The organism is Microbacterium sp. VKM Ac-2923, from assembly GCF_022815605.1.
Taxonomy (GTDB): domain Bacteria; phylum Actinomycetota; class Actinomycetes; order Actinomycetales; family Microbacteriaceae; genus Microbacterium.
In genome coordinates this window covers 313,598-332,382 of record NZ_JALGRP010000002.1, presented here as the reverse complement: position 1 = coordinate 332,382, position 18,785 = coordinate 313,598, and the positions used below count along the sequence as shown (strand labels likewise).

The window sequence follows — 18,785 nt, the reverse complement described above, 5'->3', positions numbered from 1 at the left end:
CGCTCCGGCGGAGGGGGCGCGTCAGTTCCGGCGACCGTCGGGGTGCTCGTGCCGTTCTGCCGCGAGTGCTCCGGCGAGGGCGTCGGACGCGTCGCCCCACCGGGAGACGGTCACGCGGTCCAGACCTTGCCAGCGCGCGGCCGTGAGGAGCTCTCCGGCGATGCGTTCCGCGGCATCCGGGGGAGCGCCAGATTCCCACCACGCCGACTGCACGCGCAGCGCGCTCGACGCGCGATCGGCTTTGAGATCGATACGGCCCACGACGTCGTCGCCGACGAGCACGGGCAGTGAGTAGTAGCCGAACCGGCGCTGCGGAGCAGGCGTGTAGATCTCGATGCGGTAGTCGAAGTCGAACAGTCGTTCGGCGCGGTCGCGGAACCACACCACCGGGTCGAACGGGGTGAGCAAGGCCGCGGCATCCATTTTTCGGGGGCGGGCGGCGTCGCGATGCAGCCACGCTTTGGCCGGACGCCCCGCGACCTGCCACCCCTCGACCTCGACCGGGACGAGCTCACCCGTGTCGACCAGCTCCCGGATGCCGGCGAGCACCGCCGGACGATCGCGGATGCGCCAGTAGTCGGCGAGATCGGAGGCCGTGGCGACACCGTAGGCGAGGGCGGCGCGGCGCGTGAGCTCGGTGATCGCCTCGGCGCGGGGGACCGTCGTCTTGCGCGCGGAGGCGGGGAGGACATCGGATGCCAGCGCGTACCGCCGTTCGAACCCGCGTCGCCCGGCGATCGCCACCTCGCCGAACAACCAGAGCCGTTCGAGCCCGTTCTTGACGTCGTCCCAGCCCCACCACGATCCGCGCGCACCGCTGCGGGCGTCGTGGTCGATCTCGGCCGGACGCAGCGGTCCGCGGTCGGCCAGCTCGTCGCGCAGCCACTGCAACAGGGGCTGGTTCGCTTCCGCCCACGCATCGGCGCCGTACTTACGACGCATGTCGTCGCGGCGGAACTGCAGCAACGGCCAGTCGTCGACCGACACGAGGGATGCCACGTGCGCCCAGGACTCCATCCACGCGGGCCGACGCGAGAAGGCGAGCTTGTCGAGCACGGCGGTGTCGTACGCACCCAGTCGGGCGAACAGCGGCATGTAATGCGAGCGCGCGAAGACATTCACCGAGTCGATCTGCAGGATGCGCATGCGGTGCAGCGCAGCGGCGACCTGGCGGGTGCCGACCGTGGCGGGGCGCGGTCGGGCGAAGCCCTGAGCGGCGAGGGCGATGCGGCGCGCCTCGGCGCGACGGAGGGTCGTCGTCATGCATCTCACGGTAGCCGTGACCACCGACACCGCCCCGCGGACGATGTCGCAGGGCGGCGGTAGGCTTGCCCAATGAGTGGTACCGATCCCGAACATCGCGGATCGTTCCTCGACGCCCTCAAACGACGCACCGTCTCGAGCGATCTGCAACCGCCGGTGCCGCCCGCGCTACGTCAGGTCACCGCCTACGCGTGGCGTCTGCTGGTGATCGCCGCGGCCATCGCGGTCGTCGTCTTCGTGGTCATCCAGCTCAAACTCCTCGTCATCCCGCTGCTCGTCGCCATCCTGGTGACCGCGCTGGTGTGGCCGGGGTTCTCCCTCCTCCTTCGCCATCGGTGGCCGAAGTGGCTCGCCATCGTCGTCACGGTGCTCGGGACGATCGCGATCATCACGGGGCTGGTATGGCTGGCTGTGTGGCAGATCACTCGCGAGTTCGGCTCCGTTCGGTCGCGCACCATCGACGCCGTCGCGCAGTTCCGGCAGTACCTCATCGACGGACCGTTGCATCTCAGCGCTCAGCAGATCGATGACGGGCTCACCCAGGCAGGTTCCTTCCTGCAGCAGCAGGCCGAAGTGCTCTGGACGGGAGCCCTGGCCATCGGCACGACGCTGGGTCACGTCGCCACGGGGCTTCTCCTCACCCTCTTCATCCTGCTGTGTCTGCTCGCCGACGGCGGCGGCATCTGGCGCTGGACGACGCGGCTGTTCCCCCGGGTCGCCCGACCGGCGGTCGACGGGGCCGGGCGCGCCGGCTGGCGCACCGTCAAGAGTTACGCGCGCACCCAGTTGCTCGTTGCCACGATCGATGCGGTCGGCATCGGGCTGGGCGCCTTCCTCCTCGGCGTTCCCCTGTCGATCCCCATCGGCGTGCTGGTGTTCCTCGGCGCGTTCATCCCCTTCGTCGGCGCCGTGGCCACCGGGGCGCTGGCGGTGTTCATCGCACTCGTCTACAACGGCCCGCTCATCGCCTTGTTCATGCTCATCGTCGTCCTCGGCGTGCAGCAGGTCGAGAGTCACATCCTGCAGCCGATCCTGATGGGTTCGGCCGTCAAGGTGCATCCCCTCGCCGTCGTCCTCGTGGTCGCGGGCGGTGCGATGGTGGGCGGCATCGCCGGTGCGCTGTTCGCCGTGCCCCTGGCCGCGTTCGTCAACGTCGTCGCCGTCTACCTCAGCTCGAAGGCGTGGCAGCACGAGGGGGAAGCCCTGGCATCCAGAGATCTCATCTGGCAGACCGTCCCGCGCGAACGCGCAAGGAGATCATGAACGACACTCCCACCCTGGCCGAGTTCGAAGATGCCGCGCAGGCTCTGCGCGGCATCATCACGCGCACGCCTCTCGACGAGTCGCTGCACCTCAGCGAACTCCTCGGGGTCCGCGTCAACCTCAAGCTCGAGAACCTGCAGCGCACCGGTTCGTTCAAGATCCGCGGCGCGACCTACCGCCTCTCCCGCCTCACGGCGGAGGAGCGCGCCCGCGGCGTCGTCGCCGCCTCCGCGGGCAACCACGCGCAGGGCGTCGCCCTCGCCGCGCAGCAGCTCGGTATCGCAGCGACCATCTTCATGCCCCTGGGTGTGCCCGTGCCCAAGCTCCTCGCCACCCGCGGCTACGGCGCGGAGGTCATCCTCGAGGGCGCGACCGTCGAGACCCCGCTGCGTCTGGCCGCCGAGTTCGCCGAACGCACCGGTGCCGTGCTGATCCATCCCTTCGACCACCGCGACATCATCGTGGGGCAGGGCACGCTCGGCCTCGAGCTCGTCGAAGACATGCCCGACCTCGAGACCGTCATCGTCGGCATCGGCGGGGGCGGGCTGGCCGCCGGCGTCGCGGCCGCGGTGAAGGCCCGCGCCGCCGCCGAGGGGCGTGAGGTGCGCATCATCGGCGTGCAGGCGCACAACTCCGCCGCTTATCCGTCGTCGTTGGCCGCGGGCTATCCGCTGCAGGTCGCGACCACTCCGACCATCGCCGACGGCATCGCGGTCGCCCGTCCCGGCGACCTGCCGTTCAAGCTGATCCGACAGTACGTCGACGAGGTCGTCACCGTCACGGAGGACGACATCGCCCGCGCGCTCCTCGTCCTGCTAGAGCGCGCGAAGCAGGTCGTCGAACCGGCCGGCGCCGTCGGTGTGGCCGCCATCCTCGCGGGCAAGATCACCGCGCACGGCCCCACGGTCACCATCCTCTCGGGCGGCAACATCGACCCTCTGCTGCTCCAACGCGTCGTGGCGCACGGGCTGTCGGCATCCGGACGGTACATGTCGCTGCGCATCCCGCTGCCCGATCGTCCGGGGCAGCTCGCGCGAGTGTCGGAGCTGCTGGCCGGGGTCGGTGCGAACGTCATCGAGGTGCTCCACACCCGCCACGGGCAGGGCCTGCAGATCAGCGAGGTCATCCTGCAGCTCAGCGTCGAGACGCGCGGGGCCGAGCACCGCGCCCTCGTCATCGCAACGCTGGAAGAGGCCGGGTTCATCGCGACCGTCGTCCCCGACTGACGCGCCGACCGTCGAGCCGGTGCGCGCGCGGCACACCGGGGGTGTCCCGGTGCGCGTCGGCGGGCCCCGGGTCTGTCGCGCGCCGGTTTGGGGCGGATTCATGCCTTCGGGGCGGGATTCTCACGCCCCGAATGGCGAGGTTCGCCCCGAACGCGTCGCTTGGGGGTGTGCTTTCTACGCCGGTGGGTCGGCCTCCGCCACGGTTGATGATTCGCGCACCGGTGTGTTGACGTGTCCCGGCGCGATCGCGTGCTGGTTCGGGGCGGATTCGTGCGTTTGGGGCGCGATCTTCACGCCCCGAACGGCGAAGTCCGCCCCAAACCCGACAGACGCATGCGGCCCGCGCGGAAACCGCGCGCCAGAGCGCCGGTAACGCCGCGAGCCGCCCACCCATCCGGGGGAGCGGCTCGATAGCGGTGAGGCTTACTGCCCCGAGTAGGTCTCGACCTTGAGAACCTCGACCGAGATCTCCTTGCCGTTGGGGGCGGTGTACGAGCCCTTGTCGCCCTCTTTCAGACCGAGGATGGCGGCGCCCAGCGGCGACGCCTCGCTGTACACGTCGAGCTCGGAATCGGCCGCGATCTCGCGGTTGCCGAGCAGGAACTTCTCTTCGCCGCCGGCGATGACAGCCGTCACCACGGTGCCCGACTCGACCACACCGTGGCTCTCGGGAGCCTCGCCGACCTTGGCGTCCTTCAGCAGCTGCTGAAGCGTGCGGATGCGCGCCTCCTGCTTGCCCTGCTCGTCCTTCGCGGCGTGATACCCGCCGTTCTCCTTGAGGTCTCCCTCTTCGCGTGCGGACTCGATGCGCTTCGCGATCTCTTCACGACCCGTCGTCGACAAGTGCTCCAGCTCGTTGTGGAGGCGGTCGTAAGCGTCTTGCGTGAGGAACGTCACCTGAGCGTCGTTGGACACGGGTTACTCCTTCTTCGAGGGGCGAGCGGCAGTAGCACGGAACCGCCGGGCATATGTCGAACGCCCCGGCATCGAGCCGGGGCGCGTCGTGATCCCGCTATTTTACGGCACCCAGCAGGCGTTGACAAAACCTGTCGTCGCCAGGGAAAGCGTCGGAATCGTCTCGGTGAAGGCTCGGGAATGCTCCTCGGATGCCGGGTACTCCACGACCCGCCACCCGACGGTGCCGTGGTCCTCGTCTCGGGCCTCCAGCGCGCACGCCACTGGCTGATCGAGGGGCGCCGTGATCTGGAAGGTCGCGGTCACCGAGCGATCACTCTCGACGGTGAACCCGGTGTCGGTGGCCGTGACCGACGCGGCGCTGCTCGCCACGGTCGTCCAGCCGAGGTACCCGATCGCACCCAGGGCCAGCACGCCCACGACCGACCAGCCCAGCACGCGTCGGCGCGGCGAGCGCGTGCGCCCGTAGCGATCGTCGAGCTGCGCGTGGGTGGTCATGGTCTCTCCGGGCTTTAGGCTGGACTTCCAGGCTACGCGCTTCCGCCCGGACCGAAGGACTCCATGCTCCCCGTGATCGTCGCCCTCGCGACCACGCCCACCCCGGCCGCCACTCCCGATCCCGCGATCGTGACGCCCGGCCCACTCGGCTTCGCCGCGATCGCCTTCATCGGCATAGCCGTCTTCCTGCTCGTGTGGGACATGCTCCGTCGCATCCGTCGCGGGCGCTACCGCGAAGAGGTCAACGCCGAGCTGGATGCCGAAGAGCAGGCGCGTGCGGCCGCCGCGGCCAGCGAGACCGACGACCAGGACATCGACCCCGCCGCACCTCGCGGTTGACCTGGCACGACGAACCCGGTCACGCCGCACACCGGCGACCCCGGCCTTCGGGAGACACCGGATCCCGGTCGATCAGCCCCCGTGGTAGGCCGGCTGCAACGCGATGAGCAGACACGCCGTCCAGTGGCAGAGGAACGCCAAGACGGTGCACACGTGGAAGATCTCGTGGAAGCCGAAGTGCCCCGGCCACGGGTTGGGCTTCTTCATCGCGTACACGATCGCGCCCGCGGTGTAGAGCAGGCCGCCGACCACGACGAGCACCATCATGGCGACGTTCGCCGCCAGCAGGTCGCCGAGATACATCACCGCCGCCCATCCGAGCGCGAGATACAGCGCGACGTAGAGCCAGCGCGGCGCGTTGATCCAGAACACGCGGAACAGGATGCCGAGGACGGCCCCGCCCCAGACGATCGACAGCAACAGCACGCTCTGCTGCGTCGGCAGAGCGAGCACCGCGATCGGCGTGTACGTACCGGCGATGAGCAGCAGGATGTTGGCGTGGTCGATGCGTTTGAGCACCGCCAGGGTCGTGGGCTTCCAGGAGAAGCGGTGGTAGAGCGCCGAGTTGCCGAACAGCAACATGGAGGTCGCCATGAACACCGCCGAGGCCCACTTGGCGGGGGCGCCCTGCGCGAGCACGATCAGGACGATCCCCGCGGCGATCGCGACGGGGAACGTGCCGGCGTGGATCCAGCCGCGCCAGGTCGGCTTGAGGGGGGCCGCGGCGCCCACCGCGCTCGCGTCGAGCAGGGGGAGCTGGGGCATCTCGGGGCCGTCGGCCGGGGTGGGGCGTGTCACTCCTCGACACTACGTCCGCTGTCATGCTCCGGGGGGAACATGGTGGCGTCGCTCACCCATCGCACAGCGAGCGCCACCCGACACGCAGGACGCGCACGTGCGACGCGGTAGCGTAGGCGGGTGGCGCGCGTGTGGAAGAACGAGGGGCGGGGCCCCCTCTACCGTCTCTACATCTCGCGCCTGCGTCGCCGCATGCCGACCACCGTGCCGCACCACGTCGCGATGATGATCGACGGCAATCGCCGGTGGGCGCGCCAGCTCGGTTACGACAGCGCCGCGCACGGGCATCGTGCCGGCGCGGCCAAGATGCACGAGTTCCTTCGGTGGTGCGACGACCTCGGAATCGAGGTGGTCTCGCTTTACTTGCTGTCGAACGACAACCTGGTCAAGCGTGAGAGCAAAGAGCTGCAGGATCTGCTCGAGATCATCGCGGAGCTGGCACGCGAGCTCTCGCACGAGCCGGACTGGCGGGTGAAGCACGTGGGTCGCGCGCACGGGCTGCCGCCCGAGCTCGCCGAGGTGCTGCACGAGGTCACCGAACGCACGCGCGGTCACAAGGGTCTGCACGTCAATCTCGCGGTCGGATACGGCGGGCGGAGCGAGATCGTGGATGCCGTCCGCTCCATCATCGCCAAGCACGACGAATCAGGTGGATCGCTGGAGGAGCTCGCCGCGAGCCTCACACCCGAACAGATCGGCGAGCACCTGTACACGGGCGGCCAGGCCGATCCGGACCTCGTCATCCGGACCTCCGGTGAACAGCGTCTGAGCGACTTCCTGCTCTGGCAGTCGGCGCACTCCGAGTTCTATTTCGTCGAGGCCCTGGGGCCCGACCTGCGCGAGGTCGACTTCCTGCGGGCGATCCGTGATTTCGGCGCGCGCGACAGACGTTTCGGCCAGTAGCCCGCAAGCGGCTGCGGGGGGTCTGTGGCGTCGACGGGCGCAGCCGTCCGCGTGATGGCCGCCAGGTCGCGGAGGCCGTGAGCCTGTCGAAGGGTCGGGCGACGGGCACCGTCATCCGAACTATCGGGCGTGGATATCCGGCGTGAATACGGTGTTCACGAAGTCGTCACATTCGCGGCGTGTTAACGACCCAGAAGGCTCTCGCGGCATCGTACGGTGATCTCATCGGACACGGAGTCCGATCGAGTCGGCCATCGGATTGCGACTCGTGACCCACAGGTCGACTCGTGACAGCCGGGTGAGACACCCGGGTCGGGAGTGGGTTGTGACTGCACGAGCACCGTACGACCAGCGTCACGTCGTCGAGAGCACCGAGTCGGAAGCCGGCGCCGATCAGGCGCTGCGCACTTACGTTCTGGATACCTCCGTCCTTCTGAGCGACCCCCGGGCGTTCTTCCGCTTCGCGGAGAACTCCGTGGTGATCCCCGTGGTGGTGATCATGGAGCTCGAGGGCAAGCGTCACGACCCCGAGATCGGATACTTCGCCCGGCAGGCCCTCCGCCACCTCGACGAGCTGCGCATCGAGCACGGCCGTCTCGACTTCCCCGTCCCGGTCGGCGACGACGGTTCCCTCCGAGTCGAACTGAACAACACCGACCCCATGGTTCTGCCCTCCGGCATGCGAACGGGCGGCAACGACAGCCGCATCCTCGCCGTCGCGATGAACATCGCCAAGGACGGCGCCGAGGTGACCGTCGTCTCGAAGGACCTGCCGATGCGCGTCAAGGCTGCATCGCTCGGTCTGAACACCGAGGAGTACCTCGCCGAGCAGGCCATGGATTCCGGGTGGACCGGGATCGCGACGATCAACGTCTCGGGCGATGACCTGTCCGACCTGTACGAGACCGAGGTCGCGGTGAGTGATGCGGTGGGGGGAATGCCGGTCAACACCGGCCTGGTCATCCACTCCGAACGCGGTTCGGCCCTCGGACGCGTCACCGGCAAGGGGCAGTATCGGCTCGTCCGCGGCGACCGCGAGGCCTTCGGCCTGCACGGCCGGTCGGCGGAGCAGCGCATCGCGCTCGACCTCCTGCTCGACCCGGAGGTCGGCATCGTCTCGCTCGGGGGGCGGGCCGGCACCGGCAAGTCCGCCCTGGCGTTGTGCGCGGCTCTCGAGGCGGTGCTGGAGCGCCAGCAGCAGAAGAAGATCATCGTGTTCCGGCCCCTCTTCGCCGTCGGAGGGCAGGAGCTCGGTTATCTCCCCGGGGACCAGGCCGAGAAGATGGGCCCGTGGGGCCAGGCGGTCTTCGACACGCTCGGCTCCGTCGTCTCCGGCAACGTCCTCGAGGAGGTGTTGGCGCGCGGCATGCTCGAGGTTCTCCCGCTCACGCACATCCGCGGTCGGTCGCTGCACGACGCCTTCGTGATCGTCGACGAAGCCCAGTCCCTCGAGCGCAACGTGCTGCTGACGGTGCTGAGCCGCATCGGCCAGAACTCCCGCGTCGTCCTGACCCACGACGTCGGGCAGCGCGACAACCTGCGGGTCGGGCGTCACGACGGTGTCGCCTCGGTCATCGAGACGCTCAAGGGGCACGGCCTCTTCGGTCACGTCACCCTGACCCGCTCGGAGCGCTCCGCCATCGCCGCGCTGGTGACCGAGCTGCTGGAGGCCGGCGAGCTGTCGTGACAGGGCGATGAGAAGGGCCGGGATGCCGCGGCATCCCCGCCCTTCCCGTTTCGGTCGCGGCTCCACGAGCGGGGACGGCGTGAAGATGAGAGGGTTCTCATCTTCGGCTCCCCGGCTTCTCACAATCACCGGCGAGAGTGGACTCATCGGCGAGGGAGACCTCGTCACCGCCCCGGCGGTTCCCCCATGGAAACAAGAGAACACGTCACGCGCAGGTCACCGCTCTTCGGGTGAGTCGGAAGACCACCGGACGCGTCTCTCCAGAAACCCCCGGTCCCCCCGCCGGGGGTTTTTCGGGTTTCCGGGCCGGAGGAGCGGTCGTCACTCCCAGCGGTAGCCTGCTCCGCGCACCGTGACGATGTGGCCCGTCCCGACCTTGCCGCGAAGGTACCGCACGTAGACGTCGACGACGTTGGACGACGGGTCGAAATCCATCCCCCACACGCGACTGAGGAGCTGCTCGCGGCTGAGCACCTGACCGGCGTGCCGCAGGAACTCCTCCGCGAGGGCGAACTCTCGGGCGCTCAGGTCGATCTCGCGACCCCCGACCGTCGCGCGGCGGGAGAGCACGTCGAGCGAGACATCGCCGTGACCGATCACCATCGTGCCGACGGTGACGGGTTCGCGCAGTCGTGAGCGCACGCGGGCGAGCAACTCGTCGAACTTGAAGGGCTTGGCGACGTAATCGTTCGCGCCGGCGTCGAGACCGTCGACGGTATCCCGTGTGCTGGTTCGGGCGGTGAGTATGATGACGGGGATCGTCGACCCCTGCCCGCGGAGGCTGCGCAGCACGTCGAAGCCGTCCATCGACGGCAATCCCACGTCGAGCAGCACCAGGTCGACCTCGCCGGACAGCGCGGCGTCGAGCGCATCGGCGCCGTCGTCGACGATCAGCGTCTGGTAGCCGGCGGACTCCAGCCCCTTCGCCACGAAGGAGGAGATGCGCTCCTCGTCCTCCGCGATGAGGATGCGGGTCATCCGGTGGCCTCTCTCTGCATGACGACGTCTCCGGCGCGCACGGGCGTCGGAAGTTGGGCGGGGGACTGCGCGCCGGCCACGGGCAGGTGCAGGGTCACGGTCGCGCCGCCGCCGGGAGTGTCGGAGACGGAGCAGTGCCCGTCGTGCGCCTTGGCGATGGCATCCACGATCGACAGACCGAGTCCCGAGCCGTCGACCCCGCGCCGGGTGGACAGGCGATCGAAGCGGCGGAACACCCGGTGCCGGGCGGCCGGGGGGATGCCGGGCCCGTGGTCCCGCACCCACAGGTGCACGGTGGCGTCGTCGGCGGCACTGCCGATCTCGATGGGGCTGCCCGCGGCGGTGTACTTCGCGGCGTTGTCGGCGAGCTGCAGCCACGCCTGCACCAGCCGATCGGCGTCGCCTCGGATGCGCACGCGCGCGCGCTGTTCGACGCCCCACACGTGTCCGCCGATGGCTCCTGCGAGCTCCGCGACGCGATCGGTGAGTGCTCCGACGTCGACGACGGCGTCTGACAGCGCCCCGGTCTCGATGTCGGCGAGGGCGTCGATGTCGTCGACGAGGCGCGAGAGTCGATCGAGCTCGGCGATGCCCAACTCGCGCGTCTCGGCGACGTCGTGCGGATCGGCGGGATCCATCATCTCGAGGTGACCGCGCACGATGGTGATGGGCGTCTTGAGTTCATGCCGCACGTCGTCGAGCAGCTGACGCTGGGCGTCGACCGACATGGCGAGACGATCGAGCATGGAGTTCACCGAGGTGGTGAGGTCGGAGATCTCGTCGTTGCCGTGCGGGCGCAGGCGAGCGCCGAGATCGTCGATCGTGATGGCGTCGGCCGTATCGCGCAGGCGCCGCAGCGGGGAGAACAGGCGGCCCGTCGCGAAGTACCCCGCGACGCCGATGAGAATCAGGACGGCCAGCGCGGTCACGCCGTAGGTGACGCTCGAGAGGGCCACCAGCTCCATCCGCTGATCCATGGAGATGACCTGCACGATGGTGCCGCCGCGTGCCTCGACCGCCGCGTAGAGCAGCGGGCCCTGATCGCTGTCGAGACGTCCCTCGAGGCGCCCGTCGGCGATCGCCTGGGCGAGGGATGCCACGAGCGTGGCGTCGTCGGCGATGTTCAGGCCGGGCGGCGCGGGCGTCGACCCGAGAACCGTCGCGCCGTCGAGCGCGATGGTGCCGTCGGTGCGGCCCGGGATGGCGGCGGTGACGAGCTCTGCGGCATCCTTTTCACTCGTCGACACGGTCGAGACGAAGCCGTCGAGCTGCCGCTCGGCGTTGGCGATGACCCGCTCGCTCTGCACGAGGAAGGTCACGCCACCGGCGAGGATCATGCCGAGCAGCACGACGCCGAGGATCGCGCCGAGCAGTCGGCCGCGCGTCGAGAGGGGTCTCGACACGCGGCTCATCCTCCGATTATGGCGCGCCTCGTCGTCGGGGACGTGCGTGGCCCGCTCAGCCGGGGTGCGTCATCGACAGCAGGTCGAGCTTGGCGTCGAGCACCTCTTCGGTGATCTCGCCACGCTCGACGTACCCGAGGTCGATGACGGCCTCACGCACGGTGATGCCCTTCGCCACCGAGTGCTTGGCGATCTTGGCCGCGGCCTCGTAGCCGATGACCTTGTTGAGCGGGGTGACGATCGAGGGCGACATGCCCGCGAACGCCTCGGCCCGTGCCACGTTGGCCTCGAGACCGTCGATCGTCTTGTCGGCCAGCACGCGCATGGCGTTGGAGAGCAGGCGGATCGATTCGAGAAGGGCGGTTCCCATGACGGGGATGGCGACATTCAGTTCGAAAGAGCCCGAGGCGCCGGCCCAGGCGACCGTGGCGTCGTTGCCGATCACGCGGGCGCACACCATGAGCGTCGCCTCGGGAACGACCGGGTTGACCTTGCCGGGCATGATCGAGGAGCCGGGCTGAAGGTCGGGGATGTGCAGTTCGCCGAGGCCGGTGTTCGGTCCCGAGCCCATCCAGCGGATGTCGTTGTTGATCTTGGTCAGCGACACCGCGATGGTGCGCAGGGCTCCGGATGCCTCGACGAGACCGTCGCGGTTGGCCTGGGCCTCGAAGTGGTCCTTCGCCTCGGTGATCGGCAGCTGGGTCTCGGCCGCGAGCAGCTCGATGACCTTCTGCGGGAAGCCGAGCGGGGTGTTGATGCCGGTGCCGACCGCGGTGCCGCCGAGGGGGACCTCGCCCACGCGGGGGAGCACGGCCTCCACGCGCTCGATGCCGAGGCGCATCTGGCGGGCGTAGCCGCCGAACTCCTGGCCGAGGGTCACGGGGGTGGCATCCATGAGGTGGGTGCGGCCCGACTTCACGATGCCCTTCCACGCCTGGGCCTTCGTCTCGAGTGCGGTCGAGAGGTGCTGGAGGGCGGGGATCAGGTCGGTGATGAGCGCCTGCGTGACGGCGATGTGCACCGAGGTGGGGAAGACGTCGTTCGACGACTGCGACGCGTTGACGTGGTCGTTGGGGTGAACGGGTGAACCCAGGATGCCGGTCGCCAGCGTCGCGAGCACCTCGTTCATGTTCATGTTCGACGAGGTGCCGCTGCCGGTCTGGTACGTGTCGACGGGGAAGTGCGCGTCGTGACGGCCGGTGACGACCTCGTCGGCCGCCTGCGCGATGGCATCCGCGATCGACGCATCGAGGGTGCCGAGGTCTTTGTTGGCGAGGGCGGCGGCCTTCTTGATGCGGGCGAGGGCGGCGATCTGCGTCGATTCGAGTCCGGACCCGGAGATGGGGAAGTTCTCGACCGCGCGCTGCGTCTGCGCGGCGTAGAGCGCGTCCTTGGGCACTCGCACCTCACCCATGGTGTCGTGTTCGATGCGGTACTCGATGTCGGTCACGTCGTCGTTCCTCCAGGTCTGGTGTTCGGTGGGTCTCAGCTGCGGACGACTTCGACGCGGTCGTCGTCGACGTCGCCCACGATGACGACGGGGGAGGCTTCTCCCTCGTCGAGGCGGTAATTGGCGCCGACGACAGCGGTGCGGCCCTCGGCCACCGCCTCGCTGATGAGTTCCGAGGCGCGCAGCAATTCGGCGACGGTGTACCGCAGATGCTCGCGACCGACCTGCTCGGGATCGATGCGGGCGGGCGCGTGCCCGTCGACGGTGCTCGCCCGCTGGACGCGGCGCACGGCCGGCACGATGGGTGCGATCTGACGCCAGATGTAGGCAGGGAGAGTGGGGGCGTCGAGGCCCGTGCTGTCGATCGCCGCGCCCACCGCCCCGCACGCGTCGTGCGCGAGGACGACGATGAGCGGGACTTCGAGCACGCCGACCGCGTACTCGAGGCTGCCGATGACCGAGTCGGAGATGACCTGACCGGCGTTGCGCACCACGAACAGGTCGCCGAGGCCCTCGTCGAAGATGATCTCCGCGGCCAGACGCGAGTCCGAGCAGCCGAACAGCGCGGCGGTCGGGTGCTGCGAACTCGCGAGCTCAGTGCGACGCTCCACGTCCTGACGGGGGTGAGCGGGCGCGCCCGACACGAACCGCCGGTTGCCCTCCACCATCTGCTGCCACACCTGACGCGGGGTCATGCGCTCGCTCACGGGACCTCTCTCAACTGCTCGATCTGGGCGGTGACGGATGCGGCCGCCAGCGCCGCCGTCTCAGGAGCCGCATCGCCGTAGACGAGCACGTAGTCGGGGCCGGCGGGGGTGGCGAGGGCGTAGTCGATGTTGCCCGTACCCGAGGGGTTGGCGGGCCGGTAGACGTTCCAGGTGATGCCGTCGATCTCGGTGGTCTCGCTGCTGCGGGTGCCGTCGAGCACCTGGCCGACCCAGGCCTCGTCGGCGTCGAAGCCCTGTGCGAGGCGGAGGAAGCCCGACTCGCCGGAGCGAACGTAGACCATCGTCCACGCCTCGGTACCGCCGACACCCTCGGTCGTGGCCTGGTTGACGCGCCACCCGTCGCCCAGCGACGGGGACAGCACGGGACGACCGCGCTCGGCCTCGAGGTCTGCCGCCAGCGCGGGCACGTCGGGAGCGGGCTGAGGAGTCGGCTCGCCCCGGGGAACCGCGGCGACCACGACGAGGACGACCGCGATCGTCACCAGCATGGCCGCGATCAGGTTGCGGAACGTCTTGCTCGACCGGTAGCGGCTCGAGAACTCGGCCTTGCGGTCTGCGGTCTCCTGCGGGGTCTCGGGACGCCCCAGGTGGGCGACGACGCGGGCCATCACTCGTCTCCTTCGCCGCGCGCGGCGTCGAGGCGGCGCTTGGCCCCCAGCAGCCATTCCTCGCAGCGTGCGTAGAGCTTCTCGCCGCGTTCCCACAGAGCCAGCGACTCTTCGAGGGTCGGAGCACCCTGCTCGAGCTCGGCGACGACGCGCACAAGCTCGTCGCGAGCCTGCTCGAACGAGAGGGACGCGACGTCGGCGGTGGAGCCGGGGGTCGTCGCGGTCATGGCATCCATTCTAGGCGCGACCCGTCGACGCGCCGTCGCCGGTTGCCTCGGTGTCGAGCGGTCGATCGGCGGATGCCGGAGCGTTGACGCCCGACGCGTCCGAACCCAGCGGGTCGATCGGTCGTTTGACGCCCTCGGTGGCGGCTCCGTCCAGGACGGCGTTCGCGAGGGTGCCGGCGGTGGCGGCCTCGTCCGGGACGGCGTCCGCGAGGGGGCCGCCGGCCGCGGCTCCGTCCGGGACCGCGCCCGCGACGGCGCCGTCCGACACCACGGCGAGAGCGCCGCGTTCGACGGTCAGCGTCAGTTCGGTGCCGGTCGGTGCATGAGACGCGTCGCGCAGGACGGAACCGTCGGCGAACTGCGCGATCGCGTACCCGCGAGCGAGGGTGGCCAGCGGCGAGAGCGCGCGGAGCCCCGCCCCGAGTTCGCTGGTGCGACGCCGCTCGCCCTCGATGCGGCGGTCGACGATGTCGCGGCCGCGGTTCGACAGCATCCACAGCTCCTGTGCGCGCGACGTGAGCAAGGAGTGCGGTGTGCGCAGCGCCGGACGCGAACGGATCTGCTCGAGCTGGGCGATGTCGTGCAGGACGCGCTGGGTGAGGCGTCCGGTGAGGCGGGCCCGCAGCTGCGCCACCAGCGCGCGCTGCTCGCTCACGTCGGGGACCACGCGCTTGGCGGCGTCGGTGGGTGTCGAGGCGCGGACGTCGGCGACCTCGTCGAGCAGGGGCCGGTCGTTCTCGTGACCGATGGCGCTGACGATCGGTGTGGAGGCCGCCGCCACCGCCCGCAGCAGCCGCTCGTCGCTGAAGCCGAGCAGCGTCTGCGGATCGCCGCCACCGCGGGCGATGACGATCACGTCGACCTCGGGGTCGGCATCCAGGATCTTGAGGGCCGCGAGGGTCTCGGGCACGCATCGATCGCCCTGGACGGCGGCGTGCTGGGTGCGGAACCGCACGCGGGGCCAGCGGAGCTCCGCGTTGCGGTGGACGTCTTTCTCGGCATCCGAGTTCTCGCCCGTGATCAGACCGATGCAGTGGGGGAGGAAGGGCAGCTTCTTCTTGCGCACCGGGTCGAACAGGCCCTCCGACCGCAGTTGCACACGCAGGCGCTCCAGGCGCTCGAGCTGTTCGCCGAGGCCCACGTGGCGCATCGCCGAGATCGCGAACGAGAAGTCGCCGGTGCGGGGGAAGTAATCGGCCTTGACGCACGCGACGACGTGATCGCCCACTTTGAGGTCTTTCGGCAGGCGGTTCAGCGTGCTCGACCAGATGCGGAACGCGACCGTGGATTCGGTTCCGAGGTCTTTCAGACGGCCGAAGACGTTGCCTCCGCGGCGGTTGAAGGAGGTGATCTCGCCCTCGACCCACACCGAACCCCAGCGCTCGATGAAGCCGCGGATGGTGTCGTTCAGCCGCGACACCGACGTCGGCGCATCGGTCCGCGAGTCGCGCGGATGGACGGAGTCGGCGGGCGGTGCCTGGCCCTCGAGGGTCTCGGGCTGGAAAGAGGTCATGGTCTCCGCGGGTGTCGGGGTGGGGTTCGGCCGGCGTCCAGGGGCACCCCGGTAGAATCGAGGGGTGAGCTCACCTGCCGTCCACCTGCCCGTTCCCCGTATTCCGGGTCGACGCGGGCGGCTCCAGGATATCCCCGTCAACGGACAGAAGCGGGTGCTCCTGGCCGCGCCCCGTGGATACTGCGCGGGTGTGGACCGGGCCGTGATCGCCGTCGAGAAGGCGCTCGAGCGCTACGGCGCACCGGTGTACGTGCGCAAGCAGATCGTGCACAACATCCACGTCGTGACCGAGCTCGAGAAGAAGGGTGCCGTCTTCGTCGAGGAGGTCGACGAGGTGCCCACCGGCTCGCACGTCGTCTTCAGCGCCCACGGTGTGTCGCCCGCCGTCGTGTCGGCGGCATCCGATCGCGGACTCCAGGCGATCGACGCCACCTGCCCGCTCGTGACGAAGGTGCACCGCGAGGCCGTGCGTTTCGCGCGCGACGACTTCGAGATCCTGCTGATCGGCCACGAGGGCCACGAAGAGGTCGAGGGAACGGCCGGCGAGGCCCCCGAGCACGTCACCGTGGTGAACTCGCCCGAGCACGCCGACGAGATCGAGGTGCGCGATCCGTCGAAGGTCGTGTGGCTGTCGCAGACGACCCTCTCGGTCGACGAGACGATGGAGACCGTGCGTCGCCTGCGCGAGCGCTTCCCGCAGCTGCAGGATCCGCCGTCCGACGACATCTGCTACGCCACGCAGAACCGCCAGGTCGCGATCAAGAAGGTCGCCGTCGGTGCTGATCTCGTGATCGTGGTGGGCTCGGCGAACTCCTCCAACAGCGTGCGCCTCGTCGAGGTCGCCCTCGAGTACGGCGCCAAGGCCGCCTACCGCGTCGACTACGTCGACGAGGTCAAGCAAGAGTGGCTCGAGGGCGTCCAGACCGTCGGCGTGACCAGCGGCGCCTCGGTTCCCGAGGTGCTCGTCACCGAGGTGCTCGAAGAACTGGCCGGTGCGGGGTACCGCGACGTCGAAGAAGTGCGCACCGCCGAAGAAGACCTCATTTTCTCGCTCCCCAAAGAGCTTCGTCACGATGCCAGCGGCAACCGTGACAGCCGGGCGCTCGGCGGGCGGGATCGCGCGTGAGCGGCCCGTCGCCCGATGATGCCGAGGCCCGCCCGCGGCCGCAGTTCGGCGAGTACGCCACCCCCGAGGAGCAGCGCGCGCGCATCCGGCGGCCCGAGGTGACCGAAGCGCTCGAGGCCGGCGTCGCTCCGCAGACTGAGCAGATCGAGCAACCCGCCCCGGCCGCGGTCCCGTCTGCCGGGGCTCGAGCGAAGGCGTTGCGCGGGCCCCTCTGGGATCGCATCCTCACCGGCGGTCTGCTCGCGTACGGGCTCGTGTCGACGGTGTCGACGATCGTGCAGCTGCTCGACTTTCCCCGCTACGCCGAGTCGGCCGCCGACATCCTTGGCGTCGACACCACCTATACCAATCTGCAGGCGGGCTACGTCTGGGGCGCCGCCGCGGCGCTCGTGTACGGAATCGGGTGGCTGCTGACCGCGGTGCTCACCTGGCGACGCCTCACGCGCGGACGGGTGGCCTTCTGGATCCCGTTGGTCGGCTTCATCGCCACGGCTGTGATCGCCGGTGTCTGCGTGACCCTGGCCCTGGTCGGCGACCAGCAGTTCATGTCCGCGATCATCGGCAGCGTTCCGAACTGAACCGCGCGAGCCGGCATCCCGTGTTCTCCCCAGACCGATTCTCAAGACACGGAGAGGGGATGCCGTGGTGCGAGACGAGCAGGCGCAGCTGACGGCGCTCTACGACGCGCACGCCGTTCCCGTCTGGCGCTACGTCGTGAGCCTGACCGGGGACCACTCCGGCGCCGACGACGTGGTGCAGGAGACGTTGCTGCGGGCGTGGCGCACGCCGCGGGTGATGAGCGACGAGCCCGCGTCGCTGCGGTCGTGGATGTACACGGTGGCCCGCAACATCGTCATCGACGAGGCGCGCAGCGCCCGCCGCCGTCACGAACTGCCCGTCGACGAGCTGCCCGAGCGGGTACGTGACGACGACACGGATGCCATGTTCGACGCGCTCCTGGTCGAGGAGGCACTCGCGACCCTCACACCCGACCACCGTGCGGTCATCGTGAGTGCGTACTACGGGGGACGCAGCGTCGCGCAGGCGGCCGACGAACTCGGCATCCCGGCGGGAACCGTCAAGTCGCGCCTGCACTACGCGGTGCGGGCTCTGCGACTCGCGCTGCAGGAGAGGGGGGTGACGCGATGACCACCGACCACGAGCGCCTTTCGGCCTCGGACGGCGCGTACGTTCTCGGGGCGCTGAACGCGGCCGACCGTGCCGAGTTCGAAGCGCACCTCGTCGAGTGCGCCGAGTGCCGGGCCGCCGTGACGGAACTCGCACCTACGGCTGGGCTGCTGTCACGTCTCTCGGCGGAGCGGGCGCGGACCGTGGGCGCCGAGTCCGGATCGGCCGCGCTGCCCGCCCCCGACCCCGCGCTGCGGGAACGAATCGTTCAGGCCGCCCGTCGGCGACGGGCGCGCCGCGTCACGGCGTGGACGCTCGCGGCATCCGTCGCGCTGATCGCGGTCGCCGTGCCGAGCGTCATCGCCGTCGCTGGTGCCGCGCAACCCGCGGGCGCGGTGTACGCGCTCGATGACATCGGCGGCGCACCCCTCGAGGCGTCGGTGAAGCTCACGTCGGTGCCGTGGGGGACGCGCATCGACCTCGTGTGCCAGTACACCGGGCAGGTGCTCGACGCGCCGCCCGGCGGTTGGCCCTACGCCCTCGCGATCACCGACGGCACGGGTTCGACCAGTGTGCTGTCGACCTGGCGCGCCGGTCCCGGATCGACGACCGAGCTGAGCGCCGGTACCGACCTCTCGACGGCAGACATCGACGCGGTGGAGATCCGCACGGTCGACGGCGATCGTGTGGTGATGCGGCGCACGTTCGATTCGCCGTGAGGCTGAGGGTCGG

General features: G+C 69.8%; 20 protein-coding genes. 9 read left to right on the top strand and 11 right to left on the bottom strand.

What is annotated here, in order from left to right; all coding sequences use genetic code 11:
• Positions 1 to 21: 21 nt before the first annotated feature.
• A complete protein-coding gene (locus MT347_RS04740) occupies positions 22 to 1,263 on the bottom strand; it encodes a winged helix-turn-helix domain-containing protein (RefSeq protein WP_243498567.1) in 1,242 nt (413 codons plus the stop codon).
• A gap of 72 nt (positions 1,264 to 1,335) precedes the next feature.
• Here MT347_RS04740 and MT347_RS04735 point away from each other — a divergent pair, with 72 nt between their 5' ends.
• Both MT347_RS04735 and ilvA read left to right on the top strand, forming a co-directional pair.
• Positions 1,336 to 2,526, top strand: coding sequence for an AI-2E family transporter (locus tag MT347_RS04735; RefSeq protein ID WP_243498565.1), 1,191 nt, complete (start codon positions 1,336 to 1,338; stop codon positions 2,524 to 2,526).
• On the top strand, positions 2,523 to 3,752 hold the full coding sequence (ilvA, locus tag MT347_RS04730) for a threonine ammonia-lyase (RefSeq protein WP_243498563.1): 1,230 nt from the start codon (positions 2,523 to 2,525) through the stop codon (positions 3,750 to 3,752). The genes MT347_RS04735 and ilvA overlap by 4 nt, the downstream gene beginning before the upstream one ends.
• Before the next feature lie 423 nt (positions 3,753 to 4,175).
• Here the strand turns inward: ilvA and greA are convergent, their stop codons facing one another.
• A complete protein-coding gene (gene greA / locus MT347_RS04725; protein ID WP_243498561.1) occupies positions 4,176 to 4,667 on the bottom strand; it encodes a transcription elongation factor GreA in 492 nt (163 codons plus the stop codon).
• A 102-nt stretch (positions 4,668 to 4,769) separates the two neighbouring features.
• The gene (locus MT347_RS04720; protein ID WP_243498559.1) at positions 4,770 to 5,165 is read right to left on the bottom strand and encodes a DUF4307 domain-containing protein; all 396 of its coding nucleotides are present in this window, start codon (positions 5,163 to 5,165) and stop codon (positions 4,770 to 4,772) included.
• A 63-nt stretch (positions 5,166 to 5,228) separates the two neighbouring features.
• Here MT347_RS04720 and MT347_RS04715 point away from each other — a divergent pair, with 63 nt between their 5' ends.
• Positions 5,229 to 5,504 carry a hypothetical protein gene (locus MT347_RS04715; protein WP_243498557.1) on the top strand — a complete coding sequence of 92 codons (276 nt, stop codon included), beginning with the start codon at positions 5,229 to 5,231 and terminating at the stop codon, positions 5,502 to 5,504.
• Between the two features lie 72 nt (positions 5,505 to 5,576).
• On the opposite strand, the gene MT347_RS04710 is transcribed toward MT347_RS04715, so the two are convergent.
• On the bottom strand, positions 5,577 to 6,269 hold the full coding sequence (locus MT347_RS04710; protein ID WP_243499047.1) for a hemolysin III family protein: 693 nt from the start codon (positions 6,267 to 6,269) through the stop codon (positions 5,577 to 5,579).
• Between the two features lie 153 nt (positions 6,270 to 6,422).
• Here MT347_RS04710 and MT347_RS04705 point away from each other — a divergent pair, with 153 nt between their 5' ends.
• Positions 6,423 to 7,205, top strand: a complete 783-nt coding sequence (locus MT347_RS04705) for an isoprenyl transferase (protein WP_308194205.1) — start codon at positions 6,423 to 6,425, stop codon at positions 7,203 to 7,205.
• A gap of 325 nt (positions 7,206 to 7,530) precedes the next feature.
• Positions 7,531 to 8,892 carry a PhoH family protein gene (locus MT347_RS04700; RefSeq protein ID WP_243498555.1) on the top strand — a complete coding sequence of 454 codons (1,362 nt, stop codon included), beginning with the start codon at positions 7,531 to 7,533 and terminating at the stop codon, positions 8,890 to 8,892.
• 321 nt (positions 8,893 to 9,213) lie between these two features.
• Here MT347_RS04700 and MT347_RS04695 read toward each other — a convergent pair whose 3' ends face one another.
• The 7 genes from MT347_RS04695 to xseA are packed head-to-tail and all read right to left on the bottom strand — an operon-like array spanning position 9,214 to position 15,799.
• A complete protein-coding gene (locus MT347_RS04695) occupies positions 9,214 to 9,870 on the bottom strand; it encodes a response regulator transcription factor (protein ID WP_243498553.1) in 657 nt (218 codons plus the stop codon).
• Positions 9,867 to 11,282, bottom strand: coding sequence for a cell wall metabolism sensor histidine kinase WalK (locus MT347_RS04690; RefSeq protein WP_243498551.1), 1,416 nt, complete (start codon positions 11,280 to 11,282; stop codon positions 9,867 to 9,869). Before MT347_RS04690 ends, MT347_RS04695 begins: the two co-directional genes overlap by 4 nt.
• A gap of 46 nt (positions 11,283 to 11,328) precedes the next feature.
• Entirely contained in the window at positions 11,329 to 12,723 is a 1,395-nt protein-coding gene (locus tag MT347_RS04685; protein WP_243498549.1) for a class II fumarate hydratase, read from the bottom strand.
• Between the two features lie 35 nt (positions 12,724 to 12,758).
• Positions 12,759 to 13,430 (bottom strand): carbonic anhydrase, encoded by a 672-nt coding sequence (locus tag MT347_RS04680; RefSeq protein ID WP_374206492.1) that lies wholly within the window; start codon positions 13,428 to 13,430, stop codon positions 12,759 to 12,761.
• Positions 13,427 to 14,059 carry a DUF4245 family protein gene (locus MT347_RS04675; protein ID WP_243498547.1) on the bottom strand — a complete coding sequence of 211 codons (633 nt, stop codon included), beginning with the start codon at positions 14,057 to 14,059 and terminating at the stop codon, positions 13,427 to 13,429. Before MT347_RS04675 ends, MT347_RS04680 begins: the two co-directional genes overlap by 4 nt.
• Positions 14,059 to 14,286: an exodeoxyribonuclease VII small subunit gene (locus tag MT347_RS04670; RefSeq protein WP_243498544.1), complete on the bottom strand. Its 228-nt coding sequence runs from the start codon at positions 14,284 to 14,286 to the stop codon at positions 14,059 to 14,061. The genes MT347_RS04675 and MT347_RS04670 overlap by 1 nt, the downstream gene beginning before the upstream one ends.
• Before the next feature lie 10 nt (positions 14,287 to 14,296).
• Positions 14,297 to 15,799 (bottom strand): exodeoxyribonuclease VII large subunit, encoded by a 1,503-nt coding sequence (gene xseA / locus MT347_RS04665; RefSeq protein WP_243498542.1) that lies wholly within the window; start codon positions 15,797 to 15,799, stop codon positions 14,297 to 14,299.
• 64 nt (positions 15,800 to 15,863) lie between these two features.
• On the opposite strand from xseA, the gene MT347_RS04660 reads away from it, so the two are divergent.
• The 4 genes from MT347_RS04660 to MT347_RS04645 all read left to right on the top strand — a co-directional run bounded on the left by MT347_RS04660 (position 15,864) and on the right by MT347_RS04645 (position 18,772).
• On the top strand, positions 15,864 to 16,925 hold the full coding sequence (locus MT347_RS04660; RefSeq protein ID WP_243498540.1) for a 4-hydroxy-3-methylbut-2-enyl diphosphate reductase: 1,062 nt from the start codon (positions 15,864 to 15,866) through the stop codon (positions 16,923 to 16,925).
• Positions 16,922 to 17,503 carry a DUF6264 family protein gene (locus tag MT347_RS04655; RefSeq protein ID WP_243498538.1) on the top strand — a complete coding sequence of 194 codons (582 nt, stop codon included), beginning with the start codon at positions 16,922 to 16,924 and terminating at the stop codon, positions 17,501 to 17,503. The genes MT347_RS04660 and MT347_RS04655 overlap by 4 nt, the downstream gene beginning before the upstream one ends.
• 64 nt (positions 17,504 to 17,567) lie before the next feature.
• Positions 17,568 to 18,074, top strand: coding sequence for a sigma-70 family RNA polymerase sigma factor (locus tag MT347_RS04650; RefSeq protein ID WP_243498536.1), 507 nt, complete (start codon positions 17,568 to 17,570; stop codon positions 18,072 to 18,074).
• Positions 18,071 to 18,772 carry a zf-HC2 domain-containing protein gene (locus tag MT347_RS04645; RefSeq protein ID WP_243498534.1) on the top strand — a complete coding sequence of 234 codons (702 nt, stop codon included), beginning with the start codon at positions 18,071 to 18,073 and terminating at the stop codon, positions 18,770 to 18,772. The genes MT347_RS04650 and MT347_RS04645 overlap by 4 nt, the downstream gene beginning before the upstream one ends.
• The last annotated feature ends 13 nt before the right edge of the window (positions 18,773 to 18,785 follow it).

Coding starts and splice junctions, on each gene's coding strand:
- MT347_RS04740 (WP_243498567.1), bottom strand. CDS start 1,263: ATGACGACGACCCTCCGTCGCGCCGAGGCGCGCCGCATCGCCCTCGCC.
- MT347_RS04735 (WP_243498565.1), top strand. CDS start 1,336: ATGAGTGGTACCGATCCCGAACATCGCGGATCGTTCCTCGACGCCCTC.
- ilvA (WP_243498563.1), top strand. CDS start 2,523: ATGAACGACACTCCCACCCTGGCCGAGTTCGAAGATGCCGCGCAGGCT.
- MT347_RS04720 (WP_243498559.1), bottom strand. CDS start 5,165: ATGACCACCCACGCGCAGCTCGACGATCGCTACGGGCGCACGCGCTCG.
- MT347_RS04715 (WP_243498557.1), top strand. CDS start 5,229: ATGCTCCCCGTGATCGTCGCCCTCGCGACCACGCCCACCCCGGCCGCC.
- MT347_RS04710 (WP_243499047.1), bottom strand. CDS start 6,269: ATGCCCCAGCTCCCCCTGCTCGACGCGAGCGCGGTGGGCGCCGCGGCC.
- MT347_RS04695 (WP_243498553.1), bottom strand. CDS start 9,870: ATGACCCGCATCCTCATCGCGGAGGACGAGGAGCGCATCTCCTCCTTC.
- MT347_RS04690 (WP_243498551.1), bottom strand. CDS start 11,282: ATGAGCCGCGTGTCGAGACCCCTCTCGACGCGCGGCCGACTGCTCGGC.
- MT347_RS04675 (WP_243498547.1), bottom strand. CDS start 14,059: ATGGCCCGCGTCGTCGCCCACCTGGGGCGTCCCGAGACCCCGCAGGAG.
- MT347_RS04670 (WP_243498544.1), bottom strand. CDS start 14,286: ATGACCGCGACGACCCCCGGCTCCACCGCCGACGTCGCGTCCCTCTCG.
- xseA (WP_243498542.1), bottom strand. CDS start 15,799: ATGACCTCTTTCCAGCCCGAGACCCTCGAGGGCCAGGCACCGCCCGCC.
- MT347_RS04645 (WP_243498534.1), top strand. CDS start 18,071: ATGACCACCGACCACGAGCGCCTTTCGGCCTCGGACGGCGCGTACGTT.